Here is a 13,639-nt window from a genome sequence, read left to right as displayed (position 1 = left end):
ACTTCTATTTTGAAAGGAGATCCATTTCATGGCAAGAGAGTTCTCCTTAAAAAATACACGTAATATCGGGATCATGGCGCATATTGATGCTGGTAAGACTACTACCACTGAGCGGATTCTATTCTACACAGGCCGTACGCACAAAATCGGTGAAGTTCACGAGGGTGCTGCTACAATGGACTGGATGGAACAAGAACAGGAGCGCGGAATCACGATTACTTCCGCTGCTACAACTGCTGCATGGAAGGGTCACCGCATCAATATCATTGATACCCCAGGACACGTTGACTTCACCGTTGAAGTTGAACGTTCCCTGCGTGTATTGGATGGGGCAGTTGGTGTATTTAGTGCGAAAGAGGGCGTAGAACCTCAGTCCGAAACCGTATGGAGACAGGCTGACCGTTACAACGTTCCACGGATCGCATATGTGAACAAAATGGACATTATCGGTGCGGATTTCCTTAACGTTATCGAAACGATGCGTGATCGTCTTCAAGCCAATGCAGTTGCTATTCAACTGCCAATCGGTGCAGAAAATGATTTCGCAGGTATCATCGACCTCGTTGAGCAAAAAGCACATATGTTCAGAGATGATTTGGGCCAAAATATTGAAGTTACGGATATTCCGGAAGAATATTTGGCAAAGGTTGAGGAACTGCGTCTCGAGCTGATCGAGAAAGTTGCTGAACTTGATGAAGATCTGACTATGAAGTACCTGGAAGGCGAAGAAATTACTATTCCGGAAATCAAAGCTGCTCTGCGCAAAGGCGTAGTTGAAGTTAAAATTTTCCCAGTAATTTGCGGCTCTTCTTACCGTAACAAAGGGATTCAGCTTATGCTGGATGCTGTTGTTGATTACTTGCCATCACCTTTGGATGTACCGGCTATTACGGGTCATCTGGAGGATGGAACAGAAGCGGAACGTCATCCTTCGGATGAAGAGCCATTCGGTGCCTTGGCATTTAAGATCATGACAGACCCTTATGTTGGTAAACTCACGTTCTTCCGTGTATACTCCGGTATCCTGGAATCAGGTTCTTATGTAATTAATGCTACTAAGGGCAAACGTGAGCGTATTGGGCGTATCCTGCAGATGCATGCGAACAGCCGTCAAGAAATCTCCATCGTTTACGCTGGTGATATCGCGGCAGCCGTTGGTCTGAAGGACACTAGCACAGGCGATACACTCTGCGACGAGAAGCATCCGATCATTCTGGAATCCATGAACTTTCCAGATCCGGTTATCGAAATCGCAGTCGAGCCAAAAACCAAAGCTGACCAAGATAAACTGGGTGTTGCTCTCGGAAAGTTGACTGAAGAGGATCCTACTCTTCGTGCTCACACTGATGAAGAAACAGGCCAAACCATCCTGGCAGGTATGGGTGAGCTTCACTTGGACATCATCATCGACCGTATGCGTCGTGAATTCAAAGTAGAAACCAATGTGGGTAAACCACAGGTTGCCTACCGCGAAACGTTCAAGGCATCTGCCCGCGTAGAAGGCAAGTTTGTTCGCCAATCCGGCGGTCGCGGTCAGTACGGTCACGTATGGGTTGAGTTTGAACCCCTCGAGCCAGGTACTGGCAGCCAATTCGAAAGTAAAGTTGTCGGTGGCTCGGTTCCAAGAGAATACATCGCTCCTGCACTTGCCGGTATTGAAGAGCAAATGAAGAACGGCGTTATTGCAGGCTTCCCGCTTGTTGACGTTAAAGCTACCATCGTAGATGGTTCTTACCATGATGTTGACTCCAACGAAATGGCGTTCAAAATTGCCGGTTCGATGGCGCTTAAAGCTGCAAAAGAAAAATGTCAACCTGCATTGCTTGAGCCAATCATGAAAGTGGAAGTAACTGTTCCTGAGGAATACATGGGCGATGTAATGGGTATGCTGAACTCCCGTCGCGGTAGAATCGAAGGTATGGATTCCCGTGGTGGAGCGCAAATTATCCGTGCGAAGGTGCCTTTGTCCGAAATGTTCGGATACTCCACAACACTCCGTTCCGGTACTCAAGGACGCGGCGTATTCTCAATGGAGCTTTCTCACTATGAAGAAGTACCTAAATCCATTGCTGAAGAAATCGTAGCCAAGAACAAAGGCGGAGAATAAGCTTAATTTTTAACTTGCCGTCCGGGTATAACACTTAAGTCACCTTAGAACTGCTAATAGGCGGACGGCTCAAATATATGGACCCCACAATAAGGAGGAACTGTTCAAATGGCAAAGGCAAAGTTTGAACGTAACAAACCGCACGTTAACATCGGTACTATTGGTCACGTCGACCATGGTAAAACAACTCTGACTGCTGCAATCACAACTGTATTGTCCAAAAAATACGGTGGTGCTGCTGTAGCATTCGACCAAATTGATAAGGCTCCTGAAGAACGCGAACGCGGTATCACTATCTCCACCGCTCACGTTGAATATGAAACTCCTAACCGTCACTACGCTCACGTAGACTGCCCTGGACACGCCGACTATGTTAAAAACATGATCACTGGCGCAGCGCAAATGGACGGAGCGATCCTGGTTGTATCCGCAGCTGACGGCCCTATGCCACAGACTCGTGAACACATCCTGCTGTCCCGTCAAGTAGGCGTTCCTTACATCGTTGTATTCCTGAACAAATGCGACATGGTTGAGGACGAAGAGTTGCTTGAATTGGTTGAAATGGAAGTTCGCGATCTGCTTAGCGAATACGACTTCCCAGGCGATGACACTCCAATCGTTCGTGGATCTGCTCGTGAAGCTCTGCAGAACCCTGATGGCGAGTATGCACAGAAGATCGTTGAAATGTTCGAAACGATCGACACATACATCCCGCTTCCAGAACGTCAGACTGACAAGCCTTTCTTGATGCCTGTCGAAGATGTATTCTCCATCACTGGCCGCGGTACTGTGGCAACTGGTCGCGTAGAACGCGGAACAGTTAAAGTCGGAGAAGAAATCGAAATCGTTGGTATTCACGAAGAAACTAAGAAGTCTGTAGTTACTGGCGTGGAAATGTTCCGCAAATTGCTTGATTCCGCTCAAGCTGGCGACAACATCGGCGCACTCTTGCGTGGTGTTGACCGTAACAACATCGAGCGTGGCCAAGTATTGGCTAAGCCGAACTCCGTTAAGCCACACACTGAGTTCACTGCTCAGATCTACGTTCTGACTAAAGAAGAAGGCGGACGTCACAAACCATTCTTCACTGGTTACCGTCCACAGTTCTACTTCCGTACAACTGACGTAACTGGCATCATCAACCTGCCAGAAGGTACTGAAATGGTTATGCCTGGTGACAACATCACTGTAACTGTTCAGCTGATCTCCCCAATCGCTATTGAAGAAGGTACTAAATTCTCCATTCGCGAAGGCGGACGTACAGTTGGTGCCGGTTCCGTAGCTTCCATCCAGAAATAATTCAGGCTCTATCCGTTAGGATAGACTGAATATAAGTCAGGCCCCCTTCATTTGAAGGGGGCCTGTTTTATTTTATAGATAAGATTGAGAATTAGATTTCCTTCGCATAGTCCGCACTTGGCAACTTGGATAAAACCACATGCAGGCTGGACGGCGATGAACTATTATTCGTATAAGCGAATGACTCGTCACCGGCAATGTAGATGGTCTCTCCTTGGATGAAGGAGAACTCTTCCTCATTAACATGAATGGTACCGTCACCGTGTAAGGCGAGGATATAGACATCTGCTCCGGGGTGCTTGTGAACGGGCAGCTTTTGCCCAGGCATGAAATTAAGCACAAATACTACGCTATCGCCTTTTTGGAAAATGATCTTTTTGGTAAAGCGTTCCTCTTGATACTGTACGGCCTCAGCTAGTGTTTTCTTTTCCATTATAAATCCCTGCTTTCATTATATTAGTATTATTTAAAGCTTGACTTCGTACTCGCAGTGCTCATGACCGGTGACATTACATTTGATCTCTTTCACTGAAACCTTGCGGCCGAGAATTCGGCACAGAGCACCTTCAATGATAGCTCCCTCCAGATCACAGACCATTCTTTCATCTTCAAGGGAAGGTAGTCCTTTGCAGAAGCAATCGTCAACAGCGATATTAATTTTGCGCTCATCGGAATGAACAATTCGGGGAATCCCGATTTTGAGCTCCTCAAAGATCTGCAGCAGCTCTTCCACGGACTGGACAGGCAGGCTCTCGCCGATCTTTCTGCCAATGGTCACAGTCGTTCCCTTTCCGCCTAACGGCAATCCCTGGTTCATTCCAATTAGACGGATGGTCCGGAATAGTTCAAGGGGTACCATATTGCCCAGAGTTGTTCTATTCATCTGGCGCATGTCCTCAAAAGTGTATTGCTGCAAGCCCATCAACTCCTTTGCTCTCTATGAACCTATTGTATAGACAGCCGGCGCGTTAATCCTTGATATAGATCAAGTTTTATGAAAATTTGTGCGTCCAGTCACCCGGCAGCGCTTCGATCATTGATATGGTGGGATAAGCGACAGTAGAGGAGGAATGATGTATGGAATGCAATACGTGCAGTTCTCATGCCTGTGTGCGCCAGGTTCCGGTATTCAGGAGTTTGTCCGATAAAGAATTGGTTATCATAGAATCAATCACAGAATCCCATTCATATAAAAAGGGTAGCCAAGTTTGCCGAGAAGGGGAGCCGTCTGAAGCCTTGTTTGTGGTGAAGAGCGGGCTTATCAAATTAACGAAGAACAGTAAAGAAGGGAAGCAGCATATTGTCCGTTTTCTTTTCCCGGGGGATTATTTCGGTCAGTTTGCCTTGCTTCACAATAAAAATAATGATGTAACGGCGGAGATTATTGAGAGTGGAGTGGTCTGCCGGATGCACCGGAAGGATTTCATTCCCCTGCTGGAGCAGAATGCGGGCCTGGCGTTTAGCTTTCTGATGTCTGTTAGTGAGCAGCTGCATCTGGCGGAAGAAACAGCAGGGGCACTGCATATGTTTGAAGTGGAAAAACGGTTAGCCCGGCTTCTAGTCTACTTGTACACGAGGAATCTACCAGAATCAGCTCTGACAATGCAAGCTTTAAGACATTCCGTGGATCTCCCATCGGCGCAAAAAGAAGTGGCAGCGATGATCGGCACTACTGCCGAGACCCTAAGCCGTAAGCTGAACAAGCTGGAAGCGCTGAAGATCATCGCTATGCATAAAAGAACCGTGAATATTTTGGAGATGGATACTCTAATTCAGCTCGCTGAAATCAGTCATTAACAATTTTCAGATAAAACCGTGTATTTTTAAACTTTTTTTCTGGAAAAGGTGATTTGTTTTGCAAAGGCTCTTGCAATATAGCCGCCTATTAGATATAATAATAAATGTTGTTCTGAGACGTTGCGATGATGTGAGAGGTTACTGACACACCCGGCCCCTTTGCCATGAGGTCGACGTCAGAAAATTTTCACGGAGTATGTCCGATAATAAATTGGGCGATAGAAGGAGGGACTAAAATGGCAAAGCAAAAAATTCGTATTCGCTTGAAAGCATACGACCACAGAATTCTTGATCAATCCGCAGAGAAAATCGTTGAAACAGCAAAACGTTCGGGTGCTGGTGTATCCGGGCCGATTCCGCTGCCAACTGAGAAGCAAATCATTACCATTCTCCGTGCGGTACACAAGTACAAGGATTCCCGTGAACAGTTTGAGCAACGGACTCACAAACGTTTGATCGATATTGTGAACCCAACACCACAAACTGTGGATGCCTTGATGCGCTTGGATCTACCGTCCGGTGTAGATATCGAAATCAAATTGTAATTCATTAAGTAATCAGGAAAAGAAAAGAGGTGTCAACATTGAAAGGTATCTTAGGAAAAAAACTCGGTATGACTCAAGTGTTTACTCCAGAAGGTAACGTAATCGCGGTTTCTGTTATCGAAGCTGGACCTTGTGTGGTACTGCAAAAGAAAGACCTGAATATCGACGGATATGAAGCAGTGCAGTTGGGCTTTTCCGATAAAAAGGAAAGTCGCTCCAACAAGCCTGAACAGGGTCACGCCAAAAAGGCAAATGCAACACCTAAGCGCTACGTTCGCGAAATTCGCGGTGTTGACCTCGGGTCACTCGAGGTTGGACAAGAGCTTAAGGCTGACATCTTCGCTGAAGGCGAGTTTGTTGACGTAACAGGTACTTCGAAGGGTAAAGGCTTCCAGGGTAACATCAAACGCTGGGGACAAAGCCGCGGACCAATGGCACACGGATCGCGTTACCACAGAAGACCGGGCTCGATGGGTTCCATCCAGGCTAACCGTGTTCCTAAGGGCAAACGCCTGCCAGGACATATGGGTCACACGACCGTAACGGTTCAAAAGCTTGAAATCATCCGGGTTGACGTAGAACGTAATGTACTGCTGGTTAAAGGCGCTATTCCAGGTCCTAAGAACAGCTTCGTGAAAGTTAAACAAACCGTTAAGAAATAATTACTGAAGAAAGGAGGAACATGAAATGCCAAAAGTAACACTTTTCAATACTAGTGGTAACGAAGTTGGCGAAGTTGAACTGAGTGATTCAGTTTTCGGTATTGAACCGAACGTACATGTGCTGCATGAAGCTGCACTTATGCAAAGAGCTTCCCTTCGTCGCGGTACACATAAAGTAAAAGGACGCTCTGAAGTGCGTGGCGGCGGACGTAAGCCTTGGAAACAAAAAGGTACAGGTCGTGCTCGTCAAGGCTCCATTCGTTCTCCACAATGGAAAGGCGGCGGCGTAGTCTTCGGACCAACACCACGCAGCTATTCCTGGAAATTGCCTAAGAAGGTTCGCCGGTTGGCCATCAAATCCGCGTTGTCCTCAAAAGTGCTTGAGAATGACATCATCGTATTGGATAGCTTGACTCTGAATGCTCCGAAGACGAAAGAATTCGCAGCGATTCTGAACAACCTTAAAGTGGGCAGCAAAGCCCTGATCGTAGCTCCTAGCTATGATGACAACGTAGCACTTTCCGCTCGTAACATCCCTGGGGTGAAATTCGTAGCGGCTGACGGCATCAATGTTCTTGACGTACTGACGTACGACAAACTGATCATCACTAAAGAAGCAGTTCTGAAGGTAGAGGAGGTGTTCGCGTAATGAAAGATCCTCGTGATATAATCAAGCGTCCAGTGATTACGGAACGCACATCCGAATACATGAGCGAACTGAAGTACGCTTTTGAAGTGGATATCCGTGCTAACAAGACCGAAATCAAAAAAGCTGTCGAGGCTATTTTTAAAGTAAAAGTCGTTAGTGTGAACACAATGCGCGTACCTGGTAAACTGAAACGTTACGGCAAATATTCCGGTTATACTCCGGAGTGGAAAAAAGCCATCGTGAAGCTTAGCCCGGACAGCAAGCCGCTTGAGTTCTTTGAAGCGGTAGAATAATACTCTTAAAGTAAGGAGGAAACTATAGTGCCAATCAAAAAGTACAAACCGACCTCTCCGGCAAGACGCAACATGTCTGTGTCTACGTTTGAAGAAATTACAACAAACCAGCCAGAGAAATCGTTGCTGTCCCCGCTGTTCAAGCATGCCGGACGCAACAACCAAGGTAAAATTACGGTTCGTCACCATGGCGGCGGACACAAACGTAAATACCGTATCATCGACTTCAAGCGGACTAAAGACGGCATACCAGGTAGCGTTGCTACAATCGAGTATGACCCGAACCGTACTTCCAATATTGCTTTGATCCACTATGCTGATGGAGAGAAACGTTATATCATCGCTCCTAAAGGCCTTAAAGTTGGGGATAAAGTTGAGTCCGGCCCTGCTGCGGACATCAAAATTGGTAACAGCCTTCCGTTGATCAACATCCCGGTAGGTACAGTTATCCACAACATCGAGTTGAAACCAGGCAAAGGCGGACAATTGGTTCGTGCTGCAGGTACTGAAGCTCAGCTGCTGGGTAAAGAAGATAAATACGTATCTGTTCGTTTGAACTCGGGTGAGGTTCGCAGAATCCTCAGCGTTTGCCGTGCGACTATCGGAGCCGTAGGTAACGGAGATCACGAACTGATCAAGATTGGTAAAGCCGGACGCAGCCGCTGGCTCGGACGTCGTCCTGAAGTACGCGGTGTTGTCATGAACCCTAACGATCACCCACACGGTGGTGGTGAAGGCCGCGCTCCAATCGGACGGAAATCGCCAATGTCACCTTGGGGCAAACCAACCCTCGGCTACAAAACGCGTAAGAAAAACAAAGCATCTGATAAATATATCGTTCGTCGCCGCACAAAATAAGACGCTTCAGGCAAGTTAGTTAAGCGCGAAGCGTCGATTCGCGGTTTTGAAGAACCGGATGAAGGGAGGATTCACACATGGGTCGCAGTTTAAAGAAGGGGCCGTTCATCGATGGCTACCTGCTGAAAAAAGTTGAGGATTTGAACGAGTCAGACAAGAAAGTCGTAGTAAAAACCTGGTCCCGTCGCTCAACCATTTTCCCTCAGTTTATCGGACATACGTTTGGTGTATATGACGGCCGCAAACACGTGCCTGTATACGTAACGGAAGATATGGTAGGTCACAAGTTGGGCGAGTTCGCGCCAACACGTACTTACAAAGGCCACGCGGGTGACGATAAGAAAACCAGAAGATAATTAACGTCTTCGTTTGAGAGGAGGGAAAACAATGGAAGCAAAAGCACATGCAAGATCGGTGCGGATTTCCGCTCGTAAAGCGAAACTGGTTGTTGACTTGATTCGCGGCAAGCAAGTGGGGGAAGCAATTGCAATTCTTCGCCACACTCCGAAGTCCGCTTCTCCGGTTGTTGAGAAGCTACTGAACTCGGCGATTGCGAACGCTGAGCATAACTACTCTATGGACGTTAACAGCTTATTCGTAAGCGAAGTTTTCGTTAACCAGGGTCCTACAATGAAACGTTTCCGTCCGCGCGCCATGGGCCGCGCAAGCCGGATCAATAAACGTACCAGCCACATTACTTTGGTGGTATCTGAGAAATAAGGAGGGATAACACGTGGGTCAAAAGGTAAATCCAGTCGGACTCCGAGTCGGTATTATTCGCGATTGGGAATCAAAATGGTATGCAGGCAAAGATTTCGGTACTCTTTTAATGGAAGACGTCAAAATCCGGGAATACCTTAAAGGCAAGTTGAAAGATTCCTCTGTTTCCCGCATCGAGATCGAAAGAGCGGCAAGCCGAGTGAACGTTACAATTCACACTGCCAAGCCAGGTATGGTAATTGGTAAAGGCGGAGCAGAAGTAGAAGTACTTCGCAGCGCAGTTACAACTATCGCCGGCGGTAAGAAAGTACACATCAACATCAATGAAATCAAACACCCTGAACTGGATGCTATTCTTGTTGCTGAAAGCATTGCACAACAGCTGGAACGTCGCGTATCGTTCCGTCGTGCTCTGAAACAAGCGATTCAAAGAACTATGCGTTCCGGCGCAAAGGGAATTAAAACTCAGGTTGGCGGACGTCTTGGCGGCGCTGAGATTGCCCGTTCAGAAGGTTATAGCGAAGGAACAGTTCCACTTCATACGCTTCGTGCTGATATCGATTACGGAACAGCTGAAGCACATACAACTTACGGCCGTATCGGCGTAAAAGTATGGATTTATCGTGGAGAAGTTCTTCCCCCAGCTAAGAAACAAGCTGCTCAGGAAGGAGGCAACTAATCATGTTGGTACCAAAGCGCGTTAAACACCGCAAGCAACAACGCGGTCACATGAAGGGTATGGCAAAAGGCGGAACCGAACTTAACTTCGGCGAATTCGGTTTGCAGGCACTGGAGCCATCTTGGATCACTAACCGTCAGATCGAAGCTGCTCGTATCGCAATGACACGTTACATCAAACGTGGCGGTCAGGTTTGGATCAAGATTTTCCCGGATAAGCCAATCACTCAGAAGCCTCTCGAGGTTCGTATGGGTAGTGGTAAAGGTAACGTTGAGAAGTGGGTAGCTGTAGTTAAACCGGGTAAGATTATGTTCGAACTCGGAGGCGTGTCGGAAGAAATCGCTCGTGAAGCGATGCGTCTTGCCGCTCACAAGCTGCCTGTAAAGACTAAGTTTGTGAAACGTGAAGAATTGGGTGGTGAAGCAAATGAAAGCTAATGAACTTCGCAACTTAACCACTGCTGAGATTGAACAGAAAATCGCCGGATTTAAGGAAGAACTTTTCAATCTCCGTTTCCAATTGGCAACAGGCCAACTGGATAACCCGACTCGGATTCGTGATGTGCGTAAGGAAATAGCTCGTGCTAAAACCGTTATCCATCAAAGAGTACTTGGGATTAGTTAAGTGACGGCGGATGCATAATCCGTAATCAGGAAGGAGGCTAATTATGAGCGAAGAGCGTAATGCACGTAAAGTGCTGATCGGTAAAGTAGTCAGCGACAAAATGGATAAAACCATCGTAATTGCTGTTGAAACCTATAAAAAGCACAATCTGTATCACAAACGCATCAAGTCCACGAAGAAATTCAAGGCACATGATGAAGAGAATGTAGCTAAAATTGGTGATGTCGTGAAAGTCATGGAAACTCGTCCATTGTCGAAGGACAAACGGTGGAGACTGGTTGAAGTGGTAGAAAAAGCGGTAATCATCTAAGACATGAAGCAGATCCCTTTCCGGAAGGAGGAAAATAATAATGATTCAACCATTTACACGTTTGCATGTGGCTGACAACTCTGGTGCGAAGGAACTGATGTGTATCCGCGTACTGGGTGGTACTGGACGCCGTACAGCAGCAATCGGCGATCTGATCGTTTGTTCCGTTAAACAAGCAACACCAGGCGGCGTTGTCAAAAAAGGTGATGTTGTTAGAGCGGTAGTTGTTCGTACAAAACGTTCGGTACGCCGTAAAGATGGATCTTACATCGCATTCGACGAAAATGCAGCTGTTGTTGTCAAAGACGACAGAAGCCCGCGCGGAACACGTATCTTCGGACCAGTTGCTCGCGAACTTCGCGACAAGGACTACATGAAGATCGTTTCCTTGGCACCGGAAGTAATCTAAAAATCCGAGTGATGCTCGGTTGTACTTGAAAAGGTCAGTTATAGGAGGTGTAATCAATGCCTAGAGTTAAAAAAGTTCTGGAATCCCATAACAATAAACTGCACGTTAAAAAAGATGATGTGGTGCTTGTGATCAGCGGGAAAGACAAAGGTAAAAAAGGCCGTGTCATCGCTGCTTATCCTCGTGAAAACCGCGTCCTGGTAGAAGGCGTGAACATGGTGAAGAAACACCAGAAGCCTAACCAGTTGAATCCGCAAGGCGGAATCATCGAACAGGAAGCTTCGATTCATGTGTCTAACGTAATGCACATTGATCCGAAGAGCGGGAAAGTTACGCGTATCGGCTATAAAGTACTAGATAACGGTAAGAAGGTTCGGGTAGCAAAAAGATCCGGAGAGATTATCGACTAATACAGTCCTAATGAAAGGAGGTAAATCTTCATGGCAGCAAGAATGAAAGAACGTTATCTGAATGAAATCACACCATCTTTGATGCAGAAGTTTAACTACACAACAGTTATGCAAGTGCCTAAGATCGAGAAGATCGTCATCAACATGGGTGTAGGTGACGCTGTTCAAAACTCCAAAGTACTTGACGCTGCAGTTAACGATATGCAACTGATTTCTGGTCAAAAGCCGGTTATCACTAAAGCTAAGAAATCCATCGCCGGTTTCAAACTGCGCGAGAATATGCCGATCGGGGTTAAAGTAACACTGCGCGGCGAGCGTATGTATTACTTCCTGGATAAATTGATCAACGTAACGCTTCCACGCGTTCGTGACTTCCGTGGTGTTTCCAGCAAAGCCTTTGATGGCCGTGGTAACTACACACTGGGTCTTAAAGAACAATTGATCTTCCCGGAAATCGAGTATGACAAAGTGGATAAGGTTCGCGGTATGGACATCGTTATTGTAACGACTGCTAAGACGGACGAGGAATCCCGTGAGCTGCTGAATCAGCTGGGAATGCCTTTCACAAAATAAGAATCATCCATTTCTCCGAAAATGTTTAGGAGGTGTCAGTCTAAGTGGCAAAGACTTCAATGAAAGTTAAACAACAACGCGAGCCTAAGTTCAAAGTACGTGCATACACACGTTGCGAGCGTTGCGGTCGTCCACATTCGGTACTGCAAAAGTTCAAAATTTGCAGAATTTGTTTCCGTGAATTAGCTTATAAAGGCCAGATTCCTGGCGTGAAAAAAGCAAGTTGGTAAGAAGTTTATAAACGGGAAGGAGGTTTACACACATGACTATGTCTGATCCTATTGCAGATATGCTTACTCGTATTCGTAACGCCAACACTGTGCGTCACGAGACAGTAGAAATGCCTGCTTCTACTATGAAAAAACAAATCGCGGACATCTTGAAGCGTGAGGGCTTCATCCGTGATGCTGAATTCGTTGAAGATAGCAAACAAGGGATTATCCGTATTTTCCTGAAATACGGCCCAAGCCAGGAGCGCGTTATCACTGGTCTGAAAAGAATCAGTAAACCAGGTCTTCGCGTATACACGAAGAGCAATGAAGTGCCTCGTGTACTCGGTGGTCTTGGAATCGCGATTATCTCCACATCTAAGGGAGTTATGACCGACAAAGAAGCTCGTCAATCTAAATCCGGCGGAGAAGTTGTCTGCTACATTTGGTAATAAACGTCACAAGATAAGGAGGTGCAACACATGTCTCGTATTGGTCGCAAACCAATCGCAGTACCTAGCGGTGTAGATGTCACTTTGGACAACGCCGTTATTACAGTAAAAGGTCCTAAAGGCACTTTGACTCGTGAGCTTCATAAAGACATGAAGATTACAGTTGAAAATAACGAAATCACTGTTGTTCGCCCGTCGGACAACAAATTGCATCGTTCACTTCACGGCACAACCCGCTCCGTTGTCAACAACATGGTGAGTGGTGTGACTGAAGGTTTCTCGAAATCTCTGGAACTGGTTGGGGTCGGATATCGTGCAAGCAAATCCGGAGATAAGATCGTATTGAACGTTGGTTACTCCCACCCGGTTGAAATTACACCGGAAGCGGGTATCGAGTTCGATGTTCCTGCGAACACGAAGATCATCGTTAGAGGGATTGACAAAGAACGCGTTGGCGCTTATGCTGCCAAAATTCGTTCCGTACGTGAACCTGAACCATACAAAGGTAAAGGTATCAAATATGAAGGCGAGCGTATCATCCGCAAGGAAGGTAAAGCTGGTAAGAAGAAATAACCAGCTCTACCTTAATTGTAAGATACCCCGTGCATCTTAAAGTGAAGCTGTTTACGGCAAACTGAAGGGAGTGAAAGGGAAGTCATGATTACAAAAGAGGATAAAAACAAGGCTCGTCTCAAAAGACACCTGCGTGTTCGTAAGAAGATCCAGGGTACTACTGAGCGTCCACGTTTGAATGTGTTCCGTTCTTCGAAACACATCTACGCTCAACTGATCGATGATGTGACTGGCGTTACTATCGTATCGGCCTCCACACTTGATAAGGAATTGAGTGCTACAATCGGAAATGGCGGCAGCGTTGAAGCTGCAAGCAAAGTGGGTCAATTGATCGCTGAGCGCGCCAAAGAAAAGGGTTATGCAGTGGTTGTATTTGACCGCGGTGGATACTTGTACCATGGACGGATTCAGGCTCTGGCTAGCGCAGCTCGCGAAGCTGGTCTTGAATTCTAGAATATTTCTAAAAGGAG

Annotated in this window: 23 protein-coding genes; 21 read left to right on the top strand and 2 right to left on the bottom strand. The window is 46.6% G+C overall.

Annotation, left to right across the window (positions count from 1 at the left end; translation table 11 throughout):
• The first annotated feature begins 28 nt into the window (after nucleotides 1-28).
• Complete coding sequence (gene fusA, locus MKY12_RS28370) at nucleotides 29-2,107, top strand: elongation factor G (RefSeq protein ID WP_036721851.1); 2,079 nt, start codon at nucleotides 29-31, stop codon at nucleotides 2,105-2,107.
• Between the two features lie 108 nt (nucleotides 2,108-2,215).
• Nucleotides 2,216-3,406 carry an elongation factor Tu gene (gene tuf, locus MKY12_RS28365; protein WP_036721850.1) on the top strand — a complete coding sequence of 397 codons (1,191 nt, stop codon included), beginning with the start codon at nucleotides 2,216-2,218 and terminating at the stop codon, nucleotides 3,404-3,406.
• 91 nt (nucleotides 3,407-3,497) lie between these two features.
• Here tuf and MKY12_RS28360 read toward each other — a convergent pair whose 3' ends face one another.
• Nucleotides 3,498-3,839 (bottom strand): cupin domain-containing protein, encoded by a 342-nt coding sequence (locus tag MKY12_RS28360; protein WP_036721849.1) that lies wholly within the window; start codon nucleotides 3,837-3,839, stop codon nucleotides 3,498-3,500.
• Nucleotides 3,840-3,872: 33 nt separating this feature from the next.
• Nucleotides 3,873-4,289 carry a V4R domain-containing protein gene (locus MKY12_RS28355; RefSeq protein ID WP_245368609.1) on the bottom strand — a complete coding sequence of 139 codons (417 nt, stop codon included), beginning with the start codon at nucleotides 4,287-4,289 and terminating at the stop codon, nucleotides 3,873-3,875.
• Nucleotides 4,290-4,483: 194 nt separating this feature from the next.
• On the opposite strand from MKY12_RS28355, the gene MKY12_RS28350 reads away from it, so the two are divergent.
• The 19 genes from MKY12_RS28350 to rplR all read left to right on the top strand — a co-directional run bounded on the left by MKY12_RS28350 (nucleotide 4,484) and on the right by rplR (nucleotide 13,622).
• A complete protein-coding gene (locus tag MKY12_RS28350) occupies nucleotides 4,484-5,203 on the top strand; it encodes a Crp/Fnr family transcriptional regulator (protein ID WP_339251608.1) in 720 nt (239 codons plus the stop codon).
• Between the two features lie 236 nt (nucleotides 5,204-5,439).
• Nucleotides 5,440-5,748, top strand: coding sequence for a 30S ribosomal protein S10 (rpsJ, locus tag MKY12_RS28345; protein ID WP_017692074.1), 309 nt, complete (start codon nucleotides 5,440-5,442; stop codon nucleotides 5,746-5,748).
• A gap of 38 nt (nucleotides 5,749-5,786) precedes the next feature.
• Nucleotides 5,787-6,410: a 50S ribosomal protein L3 gene (gene rplC / locus MKY12_RS28340; protein ID WP_036721840.1), complete on the top strand. Its 624-nt coding sequence runs from the start codon at nucleotides 5,787-5,789 to the stop codon at nucleotides 6,408-6,410.
• 25 nt (nucleotides 6,411-6,435) lie between these two features.
• Nucleotides 6,436-7,059 (top strand): 50S ribosomal protein L4, encoded by a 624-nt coding sequence (rplD, locus tag MKY12_RS28335; protein ID WP_036721837.1) that lies wholly within the window; start codon nucleotides 6,436-6,438, stop codon nucleotides 7,057-7,059.
• Complete coding sequence (gene rplW / locus MKY12_RS28330; RefSeq protein WP_019908225.1) at nucleotides 7,059-7,352, top strand: 50S ribosomal protein L23; 294 nt, start codon at nucleotides 7,059-7,061, stop codon at nucleotides 7,350-7,352. Before rplD ends, rplW begins: the two co-directional genes overlap by 1 nt.
• A gap of 27 nt (nucleotides 7,353-7,379) precedes the next feature.
• Complete coding sequence (rplB, locus tag MKY12_RS28325) at nucleotides 7,380-8,210, top strand: 50S ribosomal protein L2 (RefSeq protein ID WP_036692392.1); 831 nt, start codon at nucleotides 7,380-7,382, stop codon at nucleotides 8,208-8,210.
• Nucleotides 8,211-8,287: 77 nt separating this feature from the next.
• Nucleotides 8,288-8,566, top strand: a complete 279-nt coding sequence (gene rpsS, locus MKY12_RS28320; protein ID WP_036721834.1) for a 30S ribosomal protein S19 — start codon at nucleotides 8,288-8,290, stop codon at nucleotides 8,564-8,566.
• 31 nt (nucleotides 8,567-8,597) lie between these two features.
• A complete protein-coding gene (rplV, locus tag MKY12_RS28315; RefSeq protein WP_019908228.1) occupies nucleotides 8,598-8,930 on the top strand; it encodes a 50S ribosomal protein L22 in 333 nt (110 codons plus the stop codon).
• 13 nt (nucleotides 8,931-8,943) lie between these two features.
• The gene (gene rpsC, locus MKY12_RS28310; RefSeq protein ID WP_036721832.1) at nucleotides 8,944-9,609 is read left to right on the top strand and encodes a 30S ribosomal protein S3; all 666 of its coding nucleotides are present in this window, start codon (nucleotides 8,944-8,946) and stop codon (nucleotides 9,607-9,609) included.
• A 2-nt stretch (nucleotides 9,610-9,611) separates the two neighbouring features.
• On the top strand, nucleotides 9,612-10,046 hold the full coding sequence (gene rplP / locus MKY12_RS28305; RefSeq protein ID WP_020427064.1) for a 50S ribosomal protein L16: 435 nt from the start codon (nucleotides 9,612-9,614) through the stop codon (nucleotides 10,044-10,046).
• On the top strand, nucleotides 10,036-10,233 hold the full coding sequence (gene rpmC, locus MKY12_RS28300; RefSeq protein WP_019908232.1) for a 50S ribosomal protein L29: 198 nt from the start codon (nucleotides 10,036-10,038) through the stop codon (nucleotides 10,231-10,233). Before rplP ends, rpmC begins: the two co-directional genes overlap by 11 nt.
• Before the next feature lie 43 nt (nucleotides 10,234-10,276).
• Complete coding sequence (gene rpsQ / locus MKY12_RS28295; protein ID WP_036692400.1) at nucleotides 10,277-10,543, top strand: 30S ribosomal protein S17; 267 nt, start codon at nucleotides 10,277-10,279, stop codon at nucleotides 10,541-10,543.
• A 40-nt stretch (nucleotides 10,544-10,583) separates the two neighbouring features.
• Nucleotides 10,584-10,952 (top strand): 50S ribosomal protein L14, encoded by a 369-nt coding sequence (gene rplN / locus MKY12_RS28290; RefSeq protein ID WP_036680556.1) that lies wholly within the window; start codon nucleotides 10,584-10,586, stop codon nucleotides 10,950-10,952.
• Nucleotides 10,953-11,008: 56 nt separating this feature from the next.
• On the top strand, nucleotides 11,009-11,362 hold the full coding sequence (gene rplX / locus MKY12_RS28285) for a 50S ribosomal protein L24 (protein WP_019908235.1): 354 nt from the start codon (nucleotides 11,009-11,011) through the stop codon (nucleotides 11,360-11,362).
• A gap of 30 nt (nucleotides 11,363-11,392) precedes the next feature.
• The gene (gene rplE / locus MKY12_RS28280; RefSeq protein ID WP_209878863.1) at nucleotides 11,393-11,935 is read left to right on the top strand and encodes a 50S ribosomal protein L5; all 543 of its coding nucleotides are present in this window, start codon (nucleotides 11,393-11,395) and stop codon (nucleotides 11,933-11,935) included.
• 44 nt (nucleotides 11,936-11,979) lie between these two features.
• The gene (locus MKY12_RS28275; RefSeq protein WP_036589425.1) at nucleotides 11,980-12,165 is read left to right on the top strand and encodes a type Z 30S ribosomal protein S14; all 186 of its coding nucleotides are present in this window, start codon (nucleotides 11,980-11,982) and stop codon (nucleotides 12,163-12,165) included.
• A 32-nt stretch (nucleotides 12,166-12,197) separates the two neighbouring features.
• Nucleotides 12,198-12,596, top strand: coding sequence for a 30S ribosomal protein S8 (rpsH, locus tag MKY12_RS28270; RefSeq protein WP_036692403.1), 399 nt, complete (start codon nucleotides 12,198-12,200; stop codon nucleotides 12,594-12,596).
• Between the two features lie 30 nt (nucleotides 12,597-12,626).
• Entirely contained in the window at nucleotides 12,627-13,169 is a 543-nt protein-coding gene (rplF, locus tag MKY12_RS28265) for a 50S ribosomal protein L6 (RefSeq protein WP_036721827.1), read from the top strand.
• A gap of 84 nt (nucleotides 13,170-13,253) precedes the next feature.
• Nucleotides 13,254-13,622 (top strand): 50S ribosomal protein L18, encoded by a 369-nt coding sequence (rplR, locus tag MKY12_RS28260; protein ID WP_036692407.1) that lies wholly within the window; start codon nucleotides 13,254-13,256, stop codon nucleotides 13,620-13,622.
• The last annotated feature ends 17 nt before the right edge of the window (nucleotides 13,623-13,639 follow it).

The organism is Paenibacillus sp. FSL M7-0896 (assembly GCF_037975415.1).
Classification (GTDB): Bacteria; Bacillota; Bacilli; order Paenibacillales; family Paenibacillaceae; genus Paenibacillus_AQ; species Paenibacillus_AQ silagei.
Note: the sequence above shows the minus strand (reverse complement) of the source record. Positions and strands in the feature narration are given on the sequence as shown.

Bases quoted from the DNA above. Each gene is read 5' to 3' on its own strand.
- rplF (WP_036721827.1), top strand. From the start codon at position 12,627: ATGTCTCGTATTGGTCGCAAACCAATCGCAGTACCTAGCGGTGTAGAT.
- rplP (WP_020427064.1), top strand. From the start codon at position 9,612: ATGTTGGTACCAAAGCGCGTTAAACACCGCAAGCAACAACGCGGTCAC.
- rplE (WP_209878863.1), top strand. From the start codon at position 11,393: ATGGCAGCAAGAATGAAAGAACGTTATCTGAATGAAATCACACCATCT.
- rpsJ (WP_017692074.1), top strand. From the start codon at position 5,440: ATGGCAAAGCAAAAAATTCGTATTCGCTTGAAAGCATACGACCACAGA.
- MKY12_RS28355 (WP_245368609.1), bottom strand. From the start codon at position 4,289: ATGAATAGAACAACTCTGGGCAATATGGTACCCCTTGAACTATTCCGG.
- rplD (WP_036721837.1), top strand. From the start codon at position 6,436: ATGCCAAAAGTAACACTTTTCAATACTAGTGGTAACGAAGTTGGCGAA.
- rplR (WP_036692407.1), top strand. From the start codon at position 13,254: ATGATTACAAAAGAGGATAAAAACAAGGCTCGTCTCAAAAGACACCTG.
- fusA (WP_036721851.1), top strand. From the start codon at position 29: ATGGCAAGAGAGTTCTCCTTAAAAAATACACGTAATATCGGGATCATG.
- MKY12_RS28350 (WP_339251608.1), top strand. From the start codon at position 4,484: ATGGAATGCAATACGTGCAGTTCTCATGCCTGTGTGCGCCAGGTTCCG.
- rplW (WP_019908225.1), top strand. From the start codon at position 7,059: ATGAAAGATCCTCGTGATATAATCAAGCGTCCAGTGATTACGGAACGC.
- tuf (WP_036721850.1), top strand. From the start codon at position 2,216: ATGGCAAAGGCAAAGTTTGAACGTAACAAACCGCACGTTAACATCGGT.
- MKY12_RS28360 (WP_036721849.1), bottom strand. From the start codon at position 3,839: ATGGAAAAGAAAACACTAGCTGAGGCCGTACAGTATCAAGAGGAACGC.
- rpsS (WP_036721834.1), top strand. From the start codon at position 8,288: ATGGGTCGCAGTTTAAAGAAGGGGCCGTTCATCGATGGCTACCTGCTG.
- rpmC (WP_019908232.1), top strand. From the start codon at position 10,036: ATGAAAGCTAATGAACTTCGCAACTTAACCACTGCTGAGATTGAACAG.
- rplX (WP_019908235.1), top strand. From the start codon at position 11,009: ATGCCTAGAGTTAAAAAAGTTCTGGAATCCCATAACAATAAACTGCAC.
- rplN (WP_036680556.1), top strand. From the start codon at position 10,584: ATGATTCAACCATTTACACGTTTGCATGTGGCTGACAACTCTGGTGCG.
- rplV (WP_019908228.1), top strand. From the start codon at position 8,598: ATGGAAGCAAAAGCACATGCAAGATCGGTGCGGATTTCCGCTCGTAAA.
- rpsQ (WP_036692400.1), top strand. From the start codon at position 10,277: ATGAGCGAAGAGCGTAATGCACGTAAAGTGCTGATCGGTAAAGTAGTC.
- rpsH (WP_036692403.1), top strand. From the start codon at position 12,198: ATGACTATGTCTGATCCTATTGCAGATATGCTTACTCGTATTCGTAAC.